Source organism: Achromobacter sp. NPDC058515, from assembly GCF_042721735.1.
Taxonomy (GTDB): Bacteria; Pseudomonadota; Gammaproteobacteria; order Burkholderiales; family Burkholderiaceae_B; genus Achromobacter.
This window is the reverse complement of record NZ_JBHXNI010000016.1, coordinates 49,357-68,972: the sequence shown is the minus strand read 5'-3', so window position 1 is coordinate 68,972 and position 19,616 is coordinate 49,357. Positions and strand designations below refer to the sequence as shown.

Annotated in this window: 21 protein-coding genes; 13 read left to right on the top strand and 8 right to left on the bottom strand. The window is 68.6% G+C overall.

The window, feature by feature from the left end:
* Window positions 1–17: 17 nt before the first annotated feature.
* Window positions 18–803 carry a GntR family transcriptional regulator gene (locus ACFWP0_RS23845; protein WP_377846288.1) on the top strand — a complete coding sequence of 262 codons (786 nt, stop codon included), beginning with the start codon at window positions 18–20 and terminating at the stop codon, window positions 801–803.
* 16 nt (window positions 804–819) lie between these two features.
* On the opposite strand, the gene ACFWP0_RS23840 is transcribed toward ACFWP0_RS23845, so the two are convergent.
* Both ACFWP0_RS23840 and ACFWP0_RS23835 read right to left on the bottom strand, forming a co-directional pair.
* Window positions 820–1,212 carry a fluoride efflux transporter CrcB gene (locus ACFWP0_RS23840; RefSeq protein ID WP_377846286.1) on the bottom strand — a complete coding sequence of 131 codons (393 nt, stop codon included), beginning with the start codon at window positions 1,210–1,212 and terminating at the stop codon, window positions 820–822.
* A gap of 5 nt (window positions 1,213–1,217) precedes the next feature.
* Entirely contained in the window at window positions 1,218–1,772 is a 555-nt protein-coding gene (locus ACFWP0_RS23835) for an HdeD family acid-resistance protein (protein WP_377846284.1), read from the bottom strand.
* Window positions 1,773–1,974: 202 nt separating this feature from the next.
* On the opposite strand from ACFWP0_RS23835, the gene ACFWP0_RS23830 reads away from it, so the two are divergent.
* Genes ACFWP0_RS23830 through ACFWP0_RS23810 form a run of 5 tightly spaced genes read left to right on the top strand, consistent with a single transcriptional unit; the run spans window position 1,975 to window position 6,394 of the window.
* Complete coding sequence (locus ACFWP0_RS23830) at window positions 1,975–2,601, top strand: PepSY-associated TM helix domain-containing protein (RefSeq protein ID WP_377846282.1); 627 nt, start codon at window positions 1,975–1,977, stop codon at window positions 2,599–2,601.
* A 27-nt stretch (window positions 2,602–2,628) separates the two neighbouring features.
* Window positions 2,629–3,144, top strand: coding sequence for a DUF2271 domain-containing protein (locus tag ACFWP0_RS23825; RefSeq protein ID WP_377846280.1), 516 nt, complete (start codon window positions 2,629–2,631; stop codon window positions 3,142–3,144).
* A 32-nt stretch (window positions 3,145–3,176) separates the two neighbouring features.
* Entirely contained in the window at window positions 3,177–3,977 is an 801-nt protein-coding gene (locus ACFWP0_RS23820; RefSeq protein ID WP_377846278.1) for a DUF4198 domain-containing protein, read from the top strand.
* A 14-nt stretch (window positions 3,978–3,991) separates the two neighbouring features.
* Window positions 3,992–5,008 (top strand): FAD:protein FMN transferase, encoded by a 1,017-nt coding sequence (locus tag ACFWP0_RS23815; protein ID WP_377846276.1) that lies wholly within the window; start codon window positions 3,992–3,994, stop codon window positions 5,006–5,008.
* Between the two features lie 6 nt (window positions 5,009–5,014).
* Window positions 5,015–6,394, top strand: coding sequence for a sulfite reductase subunit alpha (locus ACFWP0_RS23810; protein WP_377846274.1), 1,380 nt, complete (start codon window positions 5,015–5,017; stop codon window positions 6,392–6,394).
* 12 nt (window positions 6,395–6,406) lie between these two features.
* Here the strand turns inward: ACFWP0_RS23810 and ACFWP0_RS23805 are convergent, their stop codons facing one another.
* Together ACFWP0_RS23805 and ACFWP0_RS23800 are read right to left on the bottom strand one after the other, a co-directional pair.
* On the bottom strand, window positions 6,407–7,366 hold the full coding sequence (locus ACFWP0_RS23805; RefSeq protein ID WP_377846272.1) for a tripartite tricarboxylate transporter substrate binding protein BugE: 960 nt from the start codon (window positions 7,364–7,366) through the stop codon (window positions 6,407–6,409).
* A 46-nt stretch (window positions 7,367–7,412) separates the two neighbouring features.
* On the bottom strand, window positions 7,413–8,870 hold the full coding sequence (locus ACFWP0_RS23800; protein WP_377846271.1) for an amidohydrolase family protein: 1,458 nt from the start codon (window positions 8,868–8,870) through the stop codon (window positions 7,413–7,415).
* A gap of 91 nt (window positions 8,871–8,961) precedes the next feature.
* On the opposite strand from ACFWP0_RS23800, the gene ACFWP0_RS23795 reads away from it, so the two are divergent.
* Entirely contained in the window at window positions 8,962–9,930 is a 969-nt protein-coding gene (locus ACFWP0_RS23795; RefSeq protein WP_377846269.1) for a LysR family transcriptional regulator, read from the top strand.
* Window positions 9,931–9,972: 42 nt separating this feature from the next.
* Here the strand turns inward: ACFWP0_RS23795 and ACFWP0_RS23790 are convergent, their stop codons facing one another.
* From ACFWP0_RS23790 to ACFWP0_RS23780, 3 genes are read right to left on the bottom strand one after another with little or no spacing between them, the layout of a single operon-like run.
* On the bottom strand, window positions 9,973–10,416 hold the full coding sequence (locus tag ACFWP0_RS23790; RefSeq protein ID WP_377846267.1) for an SRPBCC family protein: 444 nt from the start codon (window positions 10,414–10,416) through the stop codon (window positions 9,973–9,975).
* Between the two features lie 51 nt (window positions 10,417–10,467).
* Window positions 10,468–11,298 carry a phosphoenolpyruvate hydrolase family protein gene (locus ACFWP0_RS23785; protein WP_377846266.1) on the bottom strand — a complete coding sequence of 277 codons (831 nt, stop codon included), beginning with the start codon at window positions 11,296–11,298 and terminating at the stop codon, window positions 10,468–10,470.
* 11 nt (window positions 11,299–11,309) lie between these two features.
* On the bottom strand, window positions 11,310–12,521 hold the full coding sequence (locus ACFWP0_RS23780) for a Tm-1-like ATP-binding domain-containing protein (RefSeq protein WP_377846264.1): 1,212 nt from the start codon (window positions 12,519–12,521) through the stop codon (window positions 11,310–11,312).
* A 162-nt stretch (window positions 12,522–12,683) separates the two neighbouring features.
* On the opposite strand from ACFWP0_RS23780, the gene ACFWP0_RS23775 reads away from it, so the two are divergent.
* Window positions 12,684–13,331, top strand: coding sequence for a TetR/AcrR family transcriptional regulator (locus ACFWP0_RS23775; RefSeq protein ID WP_377846456.1), 648 nt, complete (start codon window positions 12,684–12,686; stop codon window positions 13,329–13,331).
* Window positions 13,332–13,504: 173 nt separating this feature from the next.
* Here the strand turns inward: ACFWP0_RS23775 and clpB are convergent, their stop codons facing one another.
* Window positions 13,505–16,111, bottom strand: a complete 2,607-nt coding sequence (gene clpB / locus ACFWP0_RS23770; RefSeq protein WP_377846262.1) for an ATP-dependent chaperone ClpB — start codon at window positions 16,109–16,111, stop codon at window positions 13,505–13,507.
* A gap of 137 nt (window positions 16,112–16,248) precedes the next feature.
* Between clpB and ACFWP0_RS23765 the strand changes: the two genes are divergently transcribed.
* From ACFWP0_RS23765 to ACFWP0_RS23745, 5 genes are all read left to right on the top strand, one after another.
* Complete coding sequence (locus ACFWP0_RS23765; RefSeq protein WP_377846260.1) at window positions 16,249–16,683, top strand: gamma-glutamylcyclotransferase; 435 nt, start codon at window positions 16,249–16,251, stop codon at window positions 16,681–16,683.
* Between the two features lie 87 nt (window positions 16,684–16,770).
* Entirely contained in the window at window positions 16,771–17,499 is a 729-nt protein-coding gene (gene fnr, locus ACFWP0_RS23760; RefSeq protein ID WP_377846259.1) for a fumarate/nitrate reduction transcriptional regulator Fnr, read from the top strand.
* Between the two features lie 14 nt (window positions 17,500–17,513).
* Window positions 17,514–18,713, top strand: a complete 1,200-nt coding sequence (locus ACFWP0_RS23755; RefSeq protein ID WP_377846257.1) for a hypothetical protein — start codon at window positions 17,514–17,516, stop codon at window positions 18,711–18,713.
* 78 nt (window positions 18,714–18,791) lie between these two features.
* Window positions 18,792–19,229, top strand: a complete 438-nt coding sequence (locus ACFWP0_RS23750; RefSeq protein ID WP_377846255.1) for an ArsR/SmtB family transcription factor — start codon at window positions 18,792–18,794, stop codon at window positions 19,227–19,229.
* Window positions 19,130–19,579 carry an SRPBCC domain-containing protein gene (locus ACFWP0_RS23745; protein ID WP_377846254.1) on the top strand — a complete coding sequence of 150 codons (450 nt, stop codon included), beginning with the start codon at window positions 19,130–19,132 and terminating at the stop codon, window positions 19,577–19,579. The genes ACFWP0_RS23750 and ACFWP0_RS23745 overlap by 100 nt, the downstream gene beginning before the upstream one ends.
* The last annotated feature ends 37 nt before the right edge of the window (window positions 19,580–19,616 follow it).

Here is a 19,616-nt window from a genome sequence, read left to right as displayed (position 1 = left end):
CTGACTGGAGTTCCGCCGTGTCCGAAAGCCCGCTGCCTCTTTATCACAAGGTATATCTGCTGCTAAAGCAACGACTGCAGGCGGGCGGATTTGCCGCGGACACGGCCATGCCGGGCGAAAACGCGCTGGCGGCCGAATACGGCGTATCGCGCCTGACCATGCGGCGTTCGCTCGACATGCTGGAATCCGACGGCCTGATCAAGCGCCGCCAAGGACGCGGCACGTTCGCCGTCGGCCACGCGCAGTTGTCGGCCCCGCAGGGAGCTTCCGACATCGATGCCCTGATGGCGCACCTGGCCCGCATGGGCATGCACACCCAGGTGCGCCTGCTGGAACTCGATACCGCGCCGGCGACGCCCCTGGTGGCGGCGCGTCTTGAGCTGGCTGCCGGCGTCCTGGTGCAGCGCGCGGTGCGGGTGCGCAGCCACCAGGGCCAGCCATTCTCCTATCTGACCACTTTCGTGCCCAACGACATCGGCCAGCGCATACGCCGCAAAGACCTGGGGTCCAAGCCGCTGCTGGCCATTTTTCGGGACCTGGGCGTGCGGGTGGCGCGCGCCGAGCAATCGATTTCGGCGGTGCTGGCCGAGCCCGGCGTGGCCGAGCTGCTCGATGTGCCGGTGGGCTCGGCCCTGCTCAGCCTGCATCGCGTGGTGCGCGACGACTCGGGCCGTCCGGTCGAATGGCTGCATGCCCAGTACCGGCCCGACCGCTATGAATACCGCATGAACATGCAAGCCCACGACATGCCCGGCCAGCCCACCTGGCTGCCCGCCGCCATTCCGGCGCGGGCAAGCGCTTGAAACAGCCTTTTGACTTCTAGCGCAGCAGGCTGGCCGTGGCGATGCCGGCCATCGTCAGCGCAAGCGATCCGGCCAGGCTGAACCCTGCATACCCCAGTGCGCTGGCGTAGGCGCCCCGCTCCAGCATGCCCACCGTTTCCGCCGAGAAGGTTGAAAACGTGGTCAGGCCGCCCATGAAACCGGTAATGGCCCCCAGCCGCACCCAGGCCGGCCATTCCGGATGGCCGGCCACCAGCGCCAGCACCAGGCCCACGAGGTAGCCGCCGGCCAGGTTCACCGCGAAGGTGCCCCAGGGCCAGGACTCGACGTTCAGCCAAAGGCTGACCAGCCAGCGGGCCCAGGCGCCCAGGACGGCGCCCAGGCCCACGGCCAGGAAATTCAGGGGGACCAGCGTTTGATAGGCGGACATGAACGTCAGGAAGCGGCGTGCTGCTTGAGGCGGAAGGAAAAGACCAGTAGCAGTATGCCGAAAAACACGGCGTAGATGCCGATCACCCACACCAGCGCCAGCGCGCCCGCGCCCGGCTGCATGATCAGCATGCCGCCAAACAGGATGGACACCAGGCCGGAAAGGCCCAGCAGCCATTCGTTGCGGATGGCCTTGCGAAAACGGATTGCGGCGATGACCTGGAACACGCCCGCCACCAGCGCCCAGATCGCGATGATGTAGAGCAGGATCAACGCGGTCAGCCCGGGCCAGACGAAGGTGACGATGCCCGCGGCAACTCCCAGCAGGCCCACGATGACGAGCGCCCACAGCGGCTTGCCGTGGTCCCGGATGCGCAGCCCGGCGATCAGCGCCAGCACGCCGTCCACCAGCGCGAAGGCTCCCCACACCATCACCAGCGCCGACAAGGTGATGGCCGGCATGAACATCGCCATGAAACCGAACAGGATGGCGACAACGCCGCGCAGCGCCACCCATCCCCAATGACGGCCAATGTGATCCACGACTTGCTGTTCAAGCATGACTGACCTCCGGTGTTTGCAGCGGGTGGCCTATCTTAGCCCCGCAAGCCGGCACGCGCCACGCCGCGGGCCGCGCCGCGCCTGGCGCGGCAGCGGCGCCTGCCCCGAAATCGATTGAAATTTCCTTGCGCGCGCAGGGCCCGCTTCTATAAGAGTAATTCTCATTAAATGTTAGAATCCGCCGCTTCCCGCCCAATATCCCATGGACAGTCAACCCACCCCTCGCCGTCGCGCCTACTGGCTCAAGACACTGCATCAGTGGCACTGGATCAGCTCCGCGCTCTGCCTGCTGGGAATGCTGTTATTCGCGGTGACGGGACTGACCCTGAACAACGCCTCGCACATCGAATCCAAGGCGGTGGTGATCAGCCGCGAAGCCCGCTTGCCTGACACCGTCCTGAAGCAATTGTCCGCCGCGCCCGCGCACAAGAAGGCGCCCCTGCCCGCCCCCGTCGCCCGATGGCTGGACGACGCGCTGGATGCGTCCACCGCCGGCAGGCCCGCCGAGTGGTCGGCCGACGAGATCTACCTGTCCTTGCCGCGCGCCGGCGGCGACGCCTGGCTGTCCATTGACCTGGCGAGCGGCGACGTGGAATACGAACGCACCGACCGCGGCTGGATCTCGTACCTGAACGATTTGCACAAGGGCCGCAACACCGGCCTCGCCTGGAGCTGGTTCCTGGACATCTTCGCCGTCGCCTGTCTGGTCTTTTCGCTGACCGGCCTCGTGCTGCTCAAGATGCACGCCGGCAACCGCAGTGCGACCTGGCCCATGGTGGGGCTGGGCCTCGTCATTCCGGTGGTGCTGGCCCTGCTCTTCATTCATTGATTCCATCGATCCGCCCTGGAGATTTCCATGCGCAAGCTGCTGTTGCCGGCCCTGTTGGCCGGCCTGATCGCCCGAACGGCCCACGCGGCCGACATCGGCCTGTCCATCGAGGTGCCGCGCCTGGATGTGGCCGAGTACCACCGTCCCTACGTGGCGATCTGGATCGAGAACCCGGACCAGAGCGTCGCCACCGACCTGGCGGTCTGGTATGACGTGGCCAAGAAGAACAACGAAGGCGCCGAGTGGCTCAAGGACATGCGCCAATGGTGGCGGCGCAGCGGCCGCAACCAGCAGTTCCCGGTGGACGGCGTCAGCGGCGCGACCAAGCCCGTGGGCAAGCATGCCCTGAGCTTTGACGCGTCCAGCAAGCCCCTGTCCCAGCTCAAGCCCGGCCAGTACGCCGTGGTGGTGGAAGCGGCGCGCGAAGTCGGCGGCCGCGAGCTGTTGCGCATCCCCTTCCAGTGGCCGCCCCAAAAGGCCGAGCAGCTCACGGCGCGCGGCGAACACGAACTGGGCGCCATCGCGCTCGACCTCAAACCCTGATTCCCCTCTACACGCCTTTTAGGAGCGCAACGATGAAATCCGCCGCCAAACTGGCCGCCGCCCTGGCGCTGTGCCTGCCCTTTGCCGCGCACGCGCATGACGTCTGGATCGTGCCGTCCTCGACGGTGCTGTCGGGCACCGACAGCTGGATCACCGTCGACGCCGCCGTCGGCAACGACAAGTTCTATTTCAACCACGCGCCGCTGCGCCTGGACGGCCTGGCCGTGATCGCGCCGGACGGCAGCGCCGCCGAAGCCGAGAACCTCAACCGCGGCAAGCTGCGCAGCACCTTCGACCTGCAGCTCAAGCAGAGCGGCACGTACCGCGTGGCCGTCGTCAACGACGGCGTGTTCGCGCGCTGGAAGGAAGACGGCAAGAACAAGCGCTACTTCGGCAAGCCGGAAGGCCTGGCGCAGGCCGTGCCCGCCAAGGCGGACGAGCTGGAAGTCTCGCAAAGCCTGGGCCGCGTCGAGACCTTCGTGACCGCGGGCAAGCCCACGGCCGTCAAGCCGGTGGGCCGCGGCCTGGAACTGGCGCCCGTCACGCACCCGAACGACCTGTTCACCGACGAGTCCGCCACCTTCCAGATGCTGCTGGACGGCAAGCCCGCCGCCGAACTGGAAGTGAACGTCGTGCCCGGCGGCAGCCGCTATCGCGACAAGGTCGGCGAGATCAAGCTGAAGACGGACAAGGACGGCAAGTTCTCGGTCAAATGGCCGCAGCCCGGCCTGTACTGGATCGAAGCCGGCATGGAAGACGCCAAGGTCAGCGTGCCGCAAGCCAAGAAGCGCCGCCTGTCGTACGCGGGCACCGTTGAAGTGCTGCAGCCCTGAGCACAAAGCCGCGCATGACGAACACCCCTTCCTACGCCCAGCGCGGCGCGGCGGCTCCGGCCGTCCGCGTCGCCTATGGCGCCATGCCGGCGCGGCCGGCGGCGCTGGCCGGCGCCACCATGGGCACCACGTGGTCCGCGCGCATGGCCTTGCCGGCCGGATGCGCCGAGACCTCGGCCCGGCAGGCGATCCAGGCCGCGCTGGACGAGGTGGTGGCCCAGATGAGCACCTGGGAAGCAGATTCGGACATCACGCGCTACAACGAGGCGGGCCCCGGCTGGCGGGCGCTGCCGGCCGCGTTCTTCCATGTGCTGCGCCATGCGCTGATGCTGGCCGAGGACTGCGGCGGCGCCTACGACCCCACGGTGGGGCCGCTGGTGAACGCCTGGGGTTTTGGCCCGCATCAACGCGCCTTCGAACCGCCCTCGCCCGCCGCCGTCGAGGCCGCGCGCCTGCGCTGCGGCTGGCGGCGCGTGCGGCTGGACGAAGACAGCCAGGCCGCGCACCAGCAAGGCGGCACTTATCTGGACCTGTCGTCCATCGCCAAGGGTTACGGCGTGGACCGCGCCGCCATGGCGCTGGATGCCCTGGGCATCACGCAGTACCTGGTGGAAGTGGGCGGCGAATTGCGCGCGCGCGGCAAGCGTCCGGACGGACAGCCCTGGCGCGTGGCCATCGAAGTCCCCGACGCCAGCGACGACCACGCAATGGCGCTGCCATTGAATGAATGCAGCATCGCCACGTCCGGCGACTACCGCCGCCATGCCGGCGACGGCGAGGCGCGCTACGCCCACACGATCGACCCGCGCACCGGACACCCCGTGCGCAACCACGTGGCCTCGGTCACGGTGCTGCACGCGGGCTGCATGCAGGCCGACGCCCTGGCCACCGCCCTTACAGTGCTGGGCGAAGCCGACGGCCTGGCCTATGCCCGCCGCCATGATCTGGCGGCGCTCTTCATCCTGCGCGAGCGCGACGCCTTCCGCGTCGTCGCCACGCCGGCGTTCCAGGCCCTGGCCTATTCCCGCTGAAAGCCCATGACCCCTACCCGGCTGATCGCGGCGGCGTGCGTGGTGTTGGCTTGGCTGCTGCTATGCCTGTGGGCCTGGCGCCGCGCCCGGCGGCACGAGGCGCGGGAGGCGCTGGCCCTGCAGGCCCTGAACGCGCCCGCCCCTGAAGACACGCTCCTGGTCGCCTACGCCTCTCAGACGGGCTATGCCGAATCCCTGGCCGCTCAGACCGCGGAATCCTTGCGCGCCGGCGGCCTGACTGTGCGCGTGGCCGCGCTGGGCCAACTGGACGCGACGCGCCTGGCCGCCTACCGCCGCATGCTGTTCGTGGTCAGCACCTATGGCGAAGGCGACCCGCCCGATGCGGCGGCGGCCTTTGCCGGGCAGATGCAGCAATCCCCGGGCGGCGCGCCGGCGCTGGCCGGCGCCCACTATGCGGTGCTGGCGCTGGGCGACAGCGAGTACACCCGATTCTGCGGCTTCGGCCATCGGCTGAACGACTGGCTGCACGCGCAAGGCGCAACGCCGCTGTTCGATCTGGTGGAAGTCGACAACGATGACGCGGCCGCCTTGCGCCACTGGCAACACCACCTGGGCCTGCTGGCGGGCCGCAGCGACCTGCCCGACTGGGAAGCGCCCGTCTACGATTCCTGGCGCCTCGCCGCCCGCGTGCAGCTCAATCCGCACAGCCAGGGCGGCCCTTGCTACCTGCTGACGCTGACGCCGCCCGCCGAAGGCGCCCGCCCCTGGCAGGCCGGCGACATCGCCGAGATCGGCCCGCGCCAGACGCGCGGCGGCGCGTTGCAGCCCCACCGCGAATACTCCATCGCCTCGCTGCCCGAAGACGGCGCGATCCAGCTGCTGGTGCGCCAGATGCGCGGCGCGGACGGTGGCCTTGGGCTGGGCAGCGGCTGGCTCACCCATGTTGCCCAGACCGGCGACGAGATCGACCTGCGCGTGCGCGCCAATCGCAATTTCCATGCGCCGCCGGACGACCGACCCATGATCCTGGTCGGCAACGGCACGGGCCTGGCGGGCCTGCGCGGCCTGGTCAAGGCGCGCCGCGCCGCCGGCCACCGGCGCAACTGGCTGGTCTTCGGCGAGCGCAACGCCGCGCACGATTGGTTCTGCCGGGAAGAGATCGCGGCGTGGAAGGATGACGGCACGCTGGAACGCGTGGATGCCGTCTTCTCGCGCGACCAGCCCGGGCGCCGCTATGTGCAGCACCTCCTGCGCGAACAGGCCGATGCCGTGCGCGCCTGGGCGGATGCAGGCGCCGCCATCTATGTGTGCGGCAGCCTGCAAGGCATGGCGGGCGGCGTGGACGCCGCCCTGCAGGACATCCTGGGCGACGAGCGCCTGCAGGCCATGCAGCACGCCGGCCGCTACCGGCGCGACGTGTACTGACCGCGCGGGGCCTTACTGCAGCTTGATCTGCGCGCGGTCGATCACGGTCTTCCAGCGGTCGCGCTCGGTGCGGATCTGCTCGCCGAATTCGGCCGGCGTGTTGCCCAAGGGGAACGCCCCCGTCTCCTCCATCTTGGCCGCCGTCGCCGGATCGCGCACCGCGCGGGCGAAGGCGTCCGCCAGCTTGTCGCGCACATCGGCCGGCATGCCCGCCGGCCCCACCACGCCGTACCAGGCGGTCACGTCGTAGTCCTTGTAGCCCTGTTCGGCGAACGTGGGCACGTCGGGCAGGCGCGGATTGCGCGCCGTGCCGGTGATGGCCAGCGCATGCAGGTGGTTGCTCTTCAGGTAGGGCAGCGACGACGGGAAGTTGTCGAAGATCACCGGCACCACGCCCCCCACCGTGTCGGTCAGCGCGGGCGCCGAGCCGCGGTACGAAATGCTGTTCATCTTGCCGCCGATGATCTGCAGGAACCAGATCATGCCCAGATCGTTCACGCCGCCCGCGCCGGCGTTGGCGTAGCCGTCCTTGTTGGGATTGGCGCGCACGTGCGCCACGAAGTCGGCCAGCGTCTTGGCCGGGAACTTCGGGTTCACGCTGAGGATGTTGGGGCTGGTGACCAGGTTGCTGATCGGCGTGAAGTCCTTGACGGGGTCATAGGCCAGCTTGGGAAACAGGTGCGGCGCCGTGCCATGCGTGCTGACAGTAGCCAGTCCCACGGTGTAGCCGTCCGGCTTGGCGCGCGCGGTGGCCGCCATGCCTATCGTGCCGGACGCGCCGGTGCGGTTTTCCACCACGATCTGCTGGCCCAGGATCTCGCCCGCCTTGGCCGCGGCCACCCGGCCGACGATATCGGTGGGACCGCCCGCCGGGAACGGCACGATCAGGGTAATGGGATGGTCGGGAAAAGCGGCATGGGCCGCGGGCAGCACGGCAGCCAGCGCCAGGGCGGCACAAGTCTTGCGCATCATGATGGGTTGTCTCCTGTAGACGGGATTGCTGTTGTTATCGAAGCGGTCAGGCCGCGTCCTGCGCGAACGGGGCGCGGCGAAGAATCTTGCCGGGGCGCGGCATGCCGGCGACGGCGGGAAAGACCTGGCCGCCATTGACCAGCACATGCTCCACGCCGGCGGAAGCCAGCGTGGGCGCTTCCCACGTGGCGCGGTCCTCGACCGTGTCGGCGTCGAACACCACGATGTCCGCCCATGCGCCAACGCTGATCTGGCCGCGTCCGGCCAGGCCGAAGACGCGGGCGGGCAAGGCGGTCATCTTGGCGACGGCGGCTTCGAGCGTCACCAGTTCGGCCTCGCGCACATAGCGGCCCAGCACCCGCGTGAAGCTGCCCCACAGGCGGGGATGCGGATGCGCGTCGTTCGGCAGCCCGTCGGAGCCGACCATGCAGCAGTCATGCTGGAAGATGCGGCGCACCTCGGCCTCGTCCATCGCAAAGTAGATGGCGCCCGCCGGGCACAGGCGCTCGGCCGCGGTGGTCTTGTCGCAGCCCCAGCGCGCGGCGATATCGCTCAGGTATTCGCCGCTGCATTCCGGATGCGGGGTCGACCAGGTGATGCGGATATCGGCGATGGTCTCGGCGCGCTCCGGGATCAGGATGGTGGAGCTGCCCGGATAGGGATAGATGTCCAGCGCCACGTCCACGCCCTCGGCGCGCGCGCGGTCTATGTTGGCCAGCGTGAAGCGGCTCTTGCCCCAGTTGCGGGGCATCATGCACTTGTGGTGCGACAGCACGGTGGCGCAGCCGGTATTGCGGCCGATGGCCAGCACCTCGTCCACGGCGGCCTCCACCTCGTCGCCCTCATTGCGGATATGGCTGGTGTGCATCGCGCCGCGGGCCGCGGCCACGCGCGCCAGGCCTTCCAGCTCGGCTTGCTGCGCGACGCCGCCCGGCTGGTACGCGAGGCCCGTGCTGAAGCCCACGGCGCCCGCCGCCAGCGCATCGGCCAGCATGCGCTGCATCAGGTCCTGCTCGTCGGCCGTGGGCTGCGCCTGCGGGTCGCGCATGGCGGCCAGGCGCAGGTTGGCGTGGCCCACCAGGGCCGCGACGTTGATCACGGGCTGGCGCAAGCGCAGCTCGTCGAAGTAGTCGCTCATGCTGGCGAACAGCGGGGTCTCGCCCAGCAGGGCCAGCGCCGCGGCGGTATTGCCCGCCAGCGGCGCGGGCGCGCCGCTCACGCCGCAGTTGCCCACCACGACCGAGGTGATGCCCTGGCTGGTCTTCCATGCCAGGTCCGGCTTTTCCACGAACATCAGGTCGTCATGGCCGTGCACGTCGATGAAGCCGGGCGCCACGATCTTGCCGCCGGCATCCACGCGCCGCGCGGCCGCCACCGCCGACAGGTCGCCGATGGCGGCGATGCGCTCGCCCGCCACGCCCACGTCGGCGCGCCGCCGGGGGCCGCCCAGCCCGTCGATGAGCCAGCCGCCTTCGATGATCAGATCCAGAGATTCCTGCCGCATGCGATTGCCCTGCCTTGATGAAGGCCCTAGTATCGTCGGCGCGATCAATCTGGAAAAATTGTTTTTATTGATCCATCAATCTGGTTTTGAAATGAATCGCCTGCCCAAGCATGTCACCCTGAAGCACCTGACCGCCTTTGTGGCGGTGGCTCAGGAATCCAGCTTCACGCACGCGGCCAAGCGCCTGTTCCAGACGCAATCGTCCGTGACCAGCCTGGTGCGCCAGCTGGAGGACGCGCTGGGCACGCAGCTCTTCGCCCGCACCAGCCGGCGCGTGCTGCTGACCGCCGCGGGCGAGGAATTCCTGCCGCGCGTGATGCGGCTGCTGGCCGATTTCGACGGCGTGATCGAGGACGTGGTGCGCTTTGGCGCGCTGGAGCGCGGACGCGTCGGCGTGGCGGCGGCGCCATCGGCGATCACCCAGATCATCGCCCCCGCCGCCGCCGCGTTCGCGGCGCAGTACCCGGCCGTGCGCCTGTATCTCAGCGACGACAACTCCGGCCGCATCCAGCGCAAGGTCGCCACGCGCGAGGTGGATTTCGGACTGACGAGCCGCTGGGCCGATGCGCCGGGCCTGCAGTTCGACGCCTTGCTGGAAGACCGCTTCGGCGTGCTGTACCGCGAGGACGATGCCAGCCTGCGCCCCGCCGGCGACGGCGCGATGCGCTGGTCGGACCTGGCCGACCGCAAGCTGGTGGGAGTGGTGGACGAGACGGGCATCATGGCGCTGCTGCGCGCCCGCGCCGACCTGCCGATAGAGGCCGCCGCGCCGTTCTACGAAGCGTCCAGCACTACCTCCCAGGCGGCGCTGGTCAAGGCCGGGGTGGGCGTGGCGCTGCTGCCGGCATTGGCCGCGCAGCGCGTGCTGGAGCCCGGACTGGCCTTCGCGCTGCTGGCCCGGCCCACCGTCGTGCGGACGGTCTGCATCATCCGCCACAAGGAATACCCCTTGAGCCCGGCCGCGCTGGCCCTGATCCGCGGCATTCACGATTACCTGCGCACCGCGCCGCTGCCGGCCGGCTGCAAGCGCATCCCGGCAGGCGGACCGCGCAAGCGCTAGCAGCGAAAGGGCAAGGCGTCGGACACCGGAAGCATCGACGCCTCAGCCGGCGCGCAGCTTTTCATCCAGCGCGGCCAGCCCGGCCGCGAAAACGCCCTGGCCGACCGCCGCGGCCACGTCGCCCAGGACGGCGCCCTCGACCCTGAAATCCGCCCACCATTGCACGAGCGTTTCGCCGCCTTCGGTAATGGGATGCAGCGACACCCCCGCGACGTAGTCGCGCATGGGCAGGTCGGTCTCGATGATGGAGTAGCGCAGCGACGCGCCCGGATCATCCAGCATCAGCAATTGCTCGCGCACAAAGCCCGAAGGCTTGAGCGTCAAGTGCCGCACGGAGCCCACCGCGTCGTGGCGGCCGCCCTCTTCCAGCCGGCTTTGGGCGATGCCAGGGTGCCAGCCGGCCAGGCCGTTGAAATCGCGGAACAGCGGCCAGACCTTGTCCAGCGGCGCGTGGATGATGGCACTGATGTGTACGGTGTGCGGCATGCGGGCTCCGGGGCGGGTGGGAACTGCGGATTGAAACTGCGGAATGCAAACTCAGAACGTCAGATTCTTGAACTCGCGCGTCGCGGCCGTCAGCGCCTGCTCGGTAGGCAGGCGTTCCATCGAGCTGGCGCCGTAGAAGCCATGGCAATGCTTGCAGGCGCGCAGCACATGGGCGGCGTCCTCGGGCATGGCGATGGGGCCGCCATGGCACAGCACGATGATGTCCGGGCGCACCGCCAGCGCCGCCGCGGCGATGCGGTCGATGGCGGCCACGCAATCGTCCAGCGTCTGCGCGGTCTCGGCGCCGATGGAGCCGCCGGTCGTAAGGCCCATGTGCGCCACGATGATGTCCGCGCCAGCGCGCGCCATGGCCACGGCGTCGTCCTCGTTAAAGACGTAGGGCGTCGTCAGCATGCCCTTCTTGTGCGCCAGGCGGATCATGTCGACTTCCAGCGCATAGCCCATGCCGGTCTCTTCCAGGTTGGCACGGAAGTTGCCGTCGATCAGGCCCACGGTGGGGAAGTTCTGCACGCCCGCGAAACCCTGGCGCTTCAGGTCGTCCAGGAACACGTCGAAGTCGCAGAACGGATCGGTGCCGTTCACGCCCGCCAGCACCGGGGTTTTCTTCACCACGGGCAAGACTTCGCGGCCCATGTCCACGACGATCTCGTTGGCGTTGCCGTAGGCCAGCAGGCCGGCCAGCGACCCCCGGCCCGCCATGCGGTAGCGGCCCGAGTTATAGATCACGATCAGGTCGATGCCGCCCGCTTCCTCGCACTTGGCCGACAGCCCCGTGCCCGCGCCGCCGCCGACAATCGGCGTGCGCGCGCGCACCATGGCGCGAAACTTGTCCAGCAGCTCGTTACGGTCAAAACGCGGCATGACGGCTTTCCTCAATGTGTGGCGATTTCAAGATAGTGTTCGACCGCCGCCTGCGCGAACAGCGGATCGTTGATGTGGCAAGGCACGCGCACCAGCCGGCGGTCCGCCGTCTGCACCAGACTGGCTTCCAGCGCGGCGAAGAGGGCAGCGTCGGCTTCGGGGTCCCAGAATGCCTGTCCCGGCGCGTCCAGCGCCGACACGCCGCCCTCGGGAATCAGGAAGCGCACCGGGCCATTGCAGCGGTTGAGCCGGTCGGCGATCCATTCGCCCTGCCGGGTGTTTTCCTCGGCGGTCGTGCGCATCAGGGTCACCTGGGGATTGTGCGGATAGAACTTGCGGCCCCGGTAGCGTTCGGGGACGGTGTCCATGCCGCCGAAATTGACCATGTCCAGCGCGCCGCAGGAACCGACGTAAGGCGCGCGGGTGCGGGCGACGGCGCCGAAACGGTCCTCGGTGCAGGGCAGCACGCCGCCAAAGAGAAAATCGCAGACCTCGGTGGTGGTCAGGTCCAGCACGCCGGCCAGCAGATGGCTGTCCAGCAGCTTTTCCATGGACTGCCCGCCCGTGCCCGTGGCATGGAACACCAGGCAGTCGTAGCGCGGCTCCAGCAGCGGCGTGACCTGCTGCACGCAGGCCGTGGTGACGCCGAACATGGTGATGCCCACGGCGGGCCGGCTGTCGTCGCCGGCCACGCTGGCCGCCTGGCGGAACGCGCCGCCGATGGCGCCGGCCGCATTGGCCAGCACCCGGCGCGAAATGCGGTTCAGGCCCGCCACGTCCGTCACGGAATACATCATGGCGATGTCCGACGGGCCCACATAGGGCGCGACGTTGCCGGAGGCCATGGTGGACACCATCACCTTGGGCGTGCCGATCGGCAGCGCGCGCATGGCCGGCGTGATCAGAGCGGTGCCGCCCGAGCCGCCCAGGCCCAGCAAGGCGCCGATCCCGGCATTGCCCGCGGCATAGCGCTCAAAGGCCAGCGCCATGGCGGCAATGGCGGTGCCGCGGTCGCCGGTGAAGACGGCCCCGGCCCCTTCGGGATGGCTCTTGGCCACCTCTTGCGCCTGCACCATGGCCGCGCTGGCGGCGCCCGAGGTGGAGACGTCCACCGACACCACGTCCAGCCCGTCGCGCTTGAGCAGGTCCACCACGTATTCGGCCTCGTGGCCCTTCGTGTCGTAGGTCGCGGCGACATAGACCCGCTGCTTCGTATGCGTCATGACTCCTCCGTGGGCGGCTACACTCCGTGCGCGCCTCGATATGTGAGGCCAAAAGGCCTGTAGAATCTAGAAATGAGACGAAAGAATCATACTGAGACACCAGTCTCACGTCAAACCGAATCCCCCGCCAAAACGGCCCCTGCGGCAGCGGCCGGCGCCCGGCTGATCGCGCCCGCCAGCCGGCAGGCCGCGGCCAGCGGCGAGCCCCCGCACGGTCCGCGCGCGCGCACCCGCAAGATCCTGCTGGACGCGGCGCACCAGCTCATGGCGCAGGGCCTCACGCCGTCCGTCGCCGAGCTGGCCGAACACGCCCAGGTCTCGCGCGCCACCGCCTATCGCTACTTCCCCAGCCAGAGCGCGCTGATCGCCGCCGTGGTGGACGAAAGCCTGGGCCCGATCCTGGCCTGGGATTCCAGCGCGCCGGACGCCGCCGCGCGCGTCGACGAGCTGCTGCGCTTTGCCTACCCGCGGCTGGAAGCGCACGAGGCGCCGCTGCGCGCCGCCATCCTGGTGTCCCTGCAGCAGCACGCCGAGGCCAGCGCCGGCAAGGCGGCGGCGGAACCCCGGCTGGTGCGCGGCCACCGCGTCGACACCCTGAAGCGCGCCATTGCGCCGCTGGCGGCCGACCTGACGCCCACCCAGCAGGACCGTGTGGCGCAGGCGCTGTCGCTGGTCTACGGCACCGAGGTGTTCCTGGTGCTGAAAGACATCTGGAAACTGGAGTTGCCCGAGCTCACCGACGTGGTGCGCTGGACGGCCAACGCCATCATCAAACAGGCGCTGTCCGAGGCGGCGCCCAGGAAGCGGTAACGGGTCCGGCCCGCCGCACGGTGTCAGACACCCGCGGAGGAAGCGGTAACGGGTCCGCACGGTGTCAGACACCCGCGAAAGATGGACCTCAGCTTTTGTGGGAATTTCAGTAATATCGGACGCCTGCCGCACCGCTGCGGCAAAAAAAAGCCCGGCTTGCGCCGGGCTTTTGCTTACTGCAGCGTTCGGGTGAAGATGAACTCGCCGTCCTGCCAGTCCACCGGCACCACGTCGCGCGGGCCGAACCTGCCTTCGAGGATCAGGCGCGCCACCGGGTTCTCGATCTGCTGCTGGATCGCGCGCTTCAAGGGGCGCGCGCCAAACACCGGATCGAAGCCGGAGCGGGCCAGTTCCGCCAGCGCCGGTTCGGTGACTTCCAGGCGCATCTCCTGCTTTTCCAGGCGCTCGCCCAGGCGGCGAAGCTGGATGCGGGCAATGGACTCGATGTGCTGCGCTTCCAGGCCATGGAACACAACCACTTCATCGATGCGGTTCAGGAACTCGGGCCGCAGCGTCTGCTTGAGCTCGTCCCACACCACTTCCTTGATCACGTCGTAAGGCTGGCCCGCCAGGGTCTGGATATGGTGCGAACCCAGGTTGGAGGTCATGACGATCACGGTATTGCGGAAGTCCACGGTGCGGCCCTGGCCGTCGGTCAGGCGCCCGTCGTCCAGCACCTGCAGGAGCACGTTGAACACGTCCGGATGGGCCTTTTCCACTTCGTCCAGCAGCACGACGCTGTAGGGCTTGCGCCGCACGGCCTCGGTCAGGTAGCCGCCCTCTTCGTAGCCCACGTATCCGGGCGGCGCGCCGATCAGCCGCGCCACCGAGTGCTTCTCCATGAACTCGCTCATGTCGATGCGGATCATGTGCTCTTCGGAGTCGAACAGGAACTCGGCCAGGGCGCGCGTCAGCTCGGTCTTGCCCACGCCCGTCGGGCCCAGGAACAGGAACGAGCCATACGGCCGCGCCGGGTCCGCCAGGCCTGCGCGGGAACGCCGGATGGCGTCGGACACCAGGCGCACGGCCTCGTCCTGGCCCACCACGCGCTTGTGCAGGAACTCTTCCATGTGCAGGAGCTTCTCGCGTTCGCCCTGCATCATCTTGGACACGGGAATGCCGGTGGCGCGCGACACGACCTCGGCGATTTCCTCCGCGCCGACCCGCGTGCGCAGCAGGCGCGGACGGGACTCGTCGCCTTCGGCGTTCTCGGCCGCCTCGGCGGCGCCCACTTCAGCGGCCTTCAGGCGCGATTCCAGATCGGGCAGCTTGCCGTACTGCAGCTCGGCCAGCTTGTCGAACTGGCCCTTGCGCTGCAGTTCCGCCATCTCGGCGCGCACGCTGTCGATCTCTTCCTTGATGGCCTGGGTGCCCTGCACCGCGGCCTTCTCGGCCTTCCAGATTTCTTCGTAGTCGTTGTACTCGCGCTGCAGCTTTTCCAGTTCGTCTTCGATGACGCCCAGGCGGCGCTTGGACGCGTCGTCCGTTTCCTTCTTGACGGCCTCGCGCTCGATCTTTAGCTGGATGATGCGGCGGTCCAGCTTGTCCATCACCTCCGGCTTGGAGTCGATTTCCATGCGGATGCGGGCGCCGGCCTCGTCGATGAGGTCGATGGCCTTGTCGGGCAGGAAGCGGTCGGTGATGTAGCGGTGCGACAGTTCCGCCGCCGCCACGATGGCCGGGTCGGTGATCTCAACGCCGTGGTGGATTTCATAGCGTTCCTGCAAGCCGCGCAGGATGGCGATGGTGGATTCCACATCGGGCTCGTCGACCAGCACCTTCTGGAAGCGGCGCTCCAGCGCGGCGTCCTTTTCGATGTACTTGCGGTATTCGTCCAGCGTGGTCGCGCCGATGCAATGCAGCTCGCCGCGCGCCAGCGCCGGCTTGAGCATGTTGCCGGCGTCCATCGCGCCTTCGGCCTTGCCCGCGCCGACCATGGTGTGCAGCTCGTCGATGAAGACGATGTTGCGGCCGTCGTCCTGGCCCAGCTCTTTGAGCACGGCCTTCAGGCGTTCTTCGAATTCGCCGCGGAACTTGGCGCCGGCGAGCAGGGCCGCCAGGTCCAGGGACAGCACGCGCTTGCCGCGCAGGCTCTCGGGCACTTCGTCGTTGACGATGCGCTGCGCCAGGCCCTCGACGATGGCGGTCTTGCCCACGCCGGGCTCGCCGATCAGCACGGGGTTGTTCTTGGTGCGGCGCTGCAGGATCTGGATCGTGCGGCGGATTTCGTCGTCGCGGCCGATCACCGGATCCAGCTTGCCCTGGCGGGCGCGCTCGGTCAGGTCCATCGTGTACTTGGACAGGGCTTCGCGGTTGGCCTCGCCTTCCGCGCCGGAGACGTTCTCGCCGCCGCGAACGGCGTCGATGGCGGCTTCCAGGGCCTTCTTCTGCAGGCCCGCGTCGCGCAGGATGCGGCCGGCATCGCCCTTGTCGTCGGCCAGCGCCAGCAGGAACAGTTCGCTGGCGATGTAGGTGTCGCCGCGGCGCGCGGCTTCCTTGTCGGTGCGCGTCAGCACGCCTTGCAGGTCGCGGCCCACCTGGACGTTGTCCTCGCCCTGCACCTGCGGCAGGGACTTCAGGGCGTTTTCCAGGGCCGGCGCCAGCCGGTTGACCGCCACGCCGGCGCGCGCCAGCAGGCTGCCGGCGCCGCTGTCGGAATCCGACAGCAGGGCGGACAGCACGTGGACGGGCTCGATGTAGGGGTGGTCGTTGCGGGCGGCCAGACTTTGAGCGTCGGCCAGGGCTTGCTGGAACTTGGTAGTAAGTTTGTCGAATCGCATAATGGTCGTTGTGGCTTGTTGGGGAGCCTGACCGATACGTGCCGGCGGGCTCGATAACCTGAATATGCGGCCGGATGAGAAAATTTCAACACCCGGCCAGCCTCATGGTCTCTTCGACGTGCAGCAGCAACTGAACAATGAGCATATACGTTTTTGTCTACGGCACCCTACGAGCAGGCGAAATCAACGATCTGGCGCAAGCCGCCGCCAGCCGGGGGCTGCCCGCTCCCTGCCACGTCGGCCCGGCCAGCGTGCCGGGCATGCTGGTGGACTTTGGCGACTGGCCCGGACTGATCCCGGCGGACAACGGCAGGCGCGTGCGGGGCGACGTTTTCCGGGTGGACCCGGCGCTGATCGCGCTGATGGACGAGATCGAGGAGTACGTGCCCGGCCAGCCCTGCCTTTTCGTGCGCAGGGAGATCGAGGCCCGCCTGGAAGCCCCGGACCGGGGCGGCCTGGTGACCTGCCAGTACTACCCCGTCGACCCGGCGCTGTGCGCCGCGGCCGTCGCCATCGCCGGCGAGGACTGGATTGCCTACCGGCTTGCCCGGCGCCCGGTAAGACACCCGTAGTAACAACGGACTACAATAGACGCCTGTCTCACGCTTTGCACCCGTTCCGGCCTTCCGCCGCGCAATGGGCACTCTAAAGGTCATCGTATGCAAAAACGGGTCCCCATTGCCCCTGATGCCGCTCACTGTTCCACATGTATGCTGGGGCACGTCTGCGTTCCCGTGGGCATGGCAGCCGCCGAAGTCGAAAAGCTGGACGAGCTGGTGAAGGAGCGTGTCCGCCTTGAAAAAGGCAAGACGCTGTATTCGCTGGACCACCCGCTGGACGCCGTGTACGGCGTGCGCTTCGGCAGCCTCAAGACGCAACTGGAAGACGCGACCGGCCAGATCCAGATCACCGGCTTTCACCTGCCGGGCGAGATCGTCGGCATGGACGGCATGCTGGATGGCAAGCACGTGTCGGCCGCCGTGGCGCTGGAAGATTCCGAGGTCTGCGTCATCCGGCTGAACGAAGTCGATCGCGTGGCCGCGCACCTGCCGTCGCTGCAGCAGCAGTTCCGCCGCCTGATGAGCCGCGAGATCACCCGTTCGCACCAGATGCTGGCCTCGCTGGGCTCGATGCGGTCCGAGCAGCGCCTGGCGGCCTTCCTGCTGAACCTGTCGCAGCGCTATGCCTCGCTGGGCTATTCGTCCACCGAGTTCGTGCTGCGCATGAGCCGCGAAGAGATCGGCAACTACCTGGGCCTGACGCTGGAAACGGTCAGCCGCCTGTTCTCGCGCTTTGCGCGCGACGGCCTGATCAAGATCAACCAGCGCGAGGTCCGCATCCTGGACCTGGCCGCGCTCAAGCAACTGCTCGGCCACGACGGCTGCTGAGCGTCTGCCGCGCCATGCGCCGCGCGCCCACAAGCTCTGTGTCCCAGGCATGGCAGGCTCGCGGGCCGCGCCTGGCGCGCTGCCTGGCCGCCTCGCTTGCCATGGCCGCCACGCTGGCGCCCCTGGCCGCGCGCGCCCAAACGCCGCTGCCCGACCCCTACGACTACGATGAAATCGTGCCTGCGCCCAAGCGCGCGGCGCCCCTGAGCTGGCAGACGGTGGAACTCGGCAAGCCGGGGCACCGGTACAAGATGCCGGTCTACGCCAACCGCAACCTGGCCAAGGACGACCTGCGCGGCATCAAGCAGGTGCTCGTCGTCATCCACGGCGTCAAGCGCGACGCCGACCACTACTACGAAACCGCCGCCGCCCTGCTGGCGGGCAACCCCGACCGGGAGCGCGAGACGCTGATCCTGGCGCCGCGCTTCTCCGGATCCATCGACTCGGGTTTCGGCGGCATGGCGGCCTGGCGCAAGGCCAGCTGGGAAGACGGCGAAGACAGCGTCCAGGCGGCGGGCCGGCCCGCGCCGGTCAGCTCGTTCCAGGTGCTTGACGACCTGCTGCGCAGCCTGGACGATCGCAAGCGCCTGGCATCCCTGGCGAACATCGTGCTGGCCGGACACTCCGGCGGCGCGCAGTTGGTGCATCGCTACGCGGTGCTGAACAACATCGACGGCCCGCTGCGCCGCGACGGACTGGCGCTGCGCTACGTCGTCGCCAACCCCTCTTCTTACCTGTACCTGACCAACGAACGGCCGCGCGCGGACGGCAAGGGCTATGCGCCCTACGAACGCGGCATCTGCCCCACCTATAACCAGTACAAGTACGGCACGGACAAGCTGCCCGCCTACGCGCGGGGAACCGAAGAATCCCGGCTCTTCGTGCGCTACGCGGCGCGCGACGTGATCTATCTGCTGGGCGGCGCGGACAACAACCCCGAGCACCGGCTGCTGGACAAGGCCTGCGGCGCGGAAGCCCAGGGCGCGACCCGGCTCGCGCGCGGCACGGGCTACGTGCAGTACGAGCACGTGCTGGCCGGCCGCGGCGCCAAACCCGTCGCGCTGCGCCACAGCAGCTTCGAGGTGGGCGGCGTGGGCCACGACAGCAAGCGCATGTTCGGATCGGTCTGCGGCGTGCGCGCGCTGCTGGGCGACGGCGCCCAGACCACCGGCAACGCCGCCGCCTGCGACATCATCAAGCCGCGCGGCAAATAGACGCTGCCCGCGGGTTTAGGGAAATTCCGGAGTTGCATGGCTTGACAGGCATGCCTTGCCGGCCCGACACTTAACCTTATGGTTAACTTTAACGACGACACCCTCGACGGCATTTTTTCGGCGCTGGCCGATGGCACGCGGCGCCGGGTGCTGGCGGACCTGGAACAGGGATCGGCATCGGTCAGCGCGCTGGCCCAGCCTCACGCCATGTCCCTGCCCGCCTTCATGAAGCACCTGCGGGTGCTGGAAGGCGCCGGCCTGATCGCCCGCGCCAAGGACGGCCGCGTGGTGAGCTGCACGCTGTCGCCAGAGCCCATGCAGGCCGCGTCCGCATGGCTGGCCCGCTATGAAAAGTTCTGGAACGGGCAACTGGATTCGCTGGCGCGGTATCTCTATCACGAAGAGGAAATACACCCATGGCAAACCGAACCTCCCCCCTCGAACTCCGGCTCCAGCGGCGTTTCGACGCCCCCGTCGAACGCGTCTGGCGCGCCTGGACGGACCCGCAAGCGCTGATGCGCTGGTTCGGCCCCGCCGAAACCCGGCAAGTCCTGATGGCCGAGACCGACGTGCGCGTAGGCGGCGCCTACCAGGTCGGGTTTGCCACCGAAGACGGACGCGAACACCACGCCAGCGGCCGCTACCAGGAAGTAGAGCCGCAGCGCCGGCTGGTCTTCACGTGGGCCTGGCGCGACACGCCGGAAGAAACATCGCTGATCACCCTTGAATTCACCCCTGCGGGCACGGGCACCGACCTTGCCTTCCTGCAGACCCCGTTTGTCGACCAGGCTACCCGCGACGGCCATGAACATGGCTGGTCGGGCGCGATGGACCGGCTTGCGGATCACCTGGCGAGCCTGGCCTGAGTTCCGCCGTTCGCCCCGTCCGGGCCTGCGGGCCCGC

Excerpts from the sequence above, each read along its gene's own strand:
- ACFWP0_RS23755 (WP_377846257.1), top strand. The coding sequence starts at position 17,514 with ATGCGCCGCGCGCCCACAAGCTCTGTGTCCCAGGCATGGCAGGCTCGC.
- ACFWP0_RS23820 (WP_377846278.1), top strand. The coding sequence starts at position 3,177 with ATGAAATCCGCCGCCAAACTGGCCGCCGCCCTGGCGCTGTGCCTGCCC.
- ACFWP0_RS23835 (WP_377846284.1), bottom strand. The coding sequence starts at position 1,772 with ATGCTTGAACAGCAAGTCGTGGATCACATTGGCCGTCATTGGGGATGG.
- ACFWP0_RS23815 (WP_377846276.1), top strand. The coding sequence starts at position 3,992 with ATGACGAACACCCCTTCCTACGCCCAGCGCGGCGCGGCGGCTCCGGCC.
- ACFWP0_RS23840 (WP_377846286.1), bottom strand. The coding sequence starts at position 1,212 with ATGTCCGCCTATCAAACGCTGGTCCCCCTGAATTTCCTGGCCGTGGGC.
- ACFWP0_RS23780 (WP_377846264.1), bottom strand. The coding sequence starts at position 12,521 with ATGACGCATACGAAGCAGCGGGTCTATGTCGCCGCGACCTACGACACG.
- ACFWP0_RS23805 (WP_377846272.1), bottom strand. The coding sequence starts at position 7,366 with ATGATGCGCAAGACTTGTGCCGCCCTGGCGCTGGCTGCCGTGCTGCCC.
- clpB (WP_377846262.1), bottom strand. The coding sequence starts at position 16,111 with ATGCGATTCGACAAACTTACTACCAAGTTCCAGCAAGCCCTGGCCGAC.
- ACFWP0_RS23830 (WP_377846282.1), top strand. The coding sequence starts at position 1,975 with ATGGACAGTCAACCCACCCCTCGCCGTCGCGCCTACTGGCTCAAGACA.
- ACFWP0_RS23745 (WP_377846254.1), top strand. The coding sequence starts at position 19,130 with ATGGCAAACCGAACCTCCCCCCTCGAACTCCGGCTCCAGCGGCGTTTC.
- ACFWP0_RS23785 (WP_377846266.1), bottom strand. The coding sequence starts at position 11,298 with ATGCCGCGTTTTGACCGTAACGAGCTGCTGGACAAGTTTCGCGCCATG.
- fnr (WP_377846259.1), top strand. The coding sequence starts at position 16,771 with ATGCAAAAACGGGTCCCCATTGCCCCTGATGCCGCTCACTGTTCCACA.
- ACFWP0_RS23825 (WP_377846280.1), top strand. The coding sequence starts at position 2,629 with ATGCGCAAGCTGCTGTTGCCGGCCCTGTTGGCCGGCCTGATCGCCCGA.
- ACFWP0_RS23795 (WP_377846269.1), top strand. The coding sequence starts at position 8,962 with ATGAATCGCCTGCCCAAGCATGTCACCCTGAAGCACCTGACCGCCTTT.
- ACFWP0_RS23810 (WP_377846274.1), top strand. The coding sequence starts at position 5,015 with ATGACCCCTACCCGGCTGATCGCGGCGGCGTGCGTGGTGTTGGCTTGG.
- ACFWP0_RS23765 (WP_377846260.1), top strand. The coding sequence starts at position 16,249 with ATGAGCATATACGTTTTTGTCTACGGCACCCTACGAGCAGGCGAAATC.
- ACFWP0_RS23750 (WP_377846255.1), top strand. The coding sequence starts at position 18,792 with ATGGTTAACTTTAACGACGACACCCTCGACGGCATTTTTTCGGCGCTG.
- ACFWP0_RS23790 (WP_377846267.1), bottom strand. The coding sequence starts at position 10,416 with ATGCCGCACACCGTACACATCAGTGCCATCATCCACGCGCCGCTGGAC.
- ACFWP0_RS23800 (WP_377846271.1), bottom strand. The coding sequence starts at position 8,870 with ATGCGGCAGGAATCTCTGGATCTGATCATCGAAGGCGGCTGGCTCATC.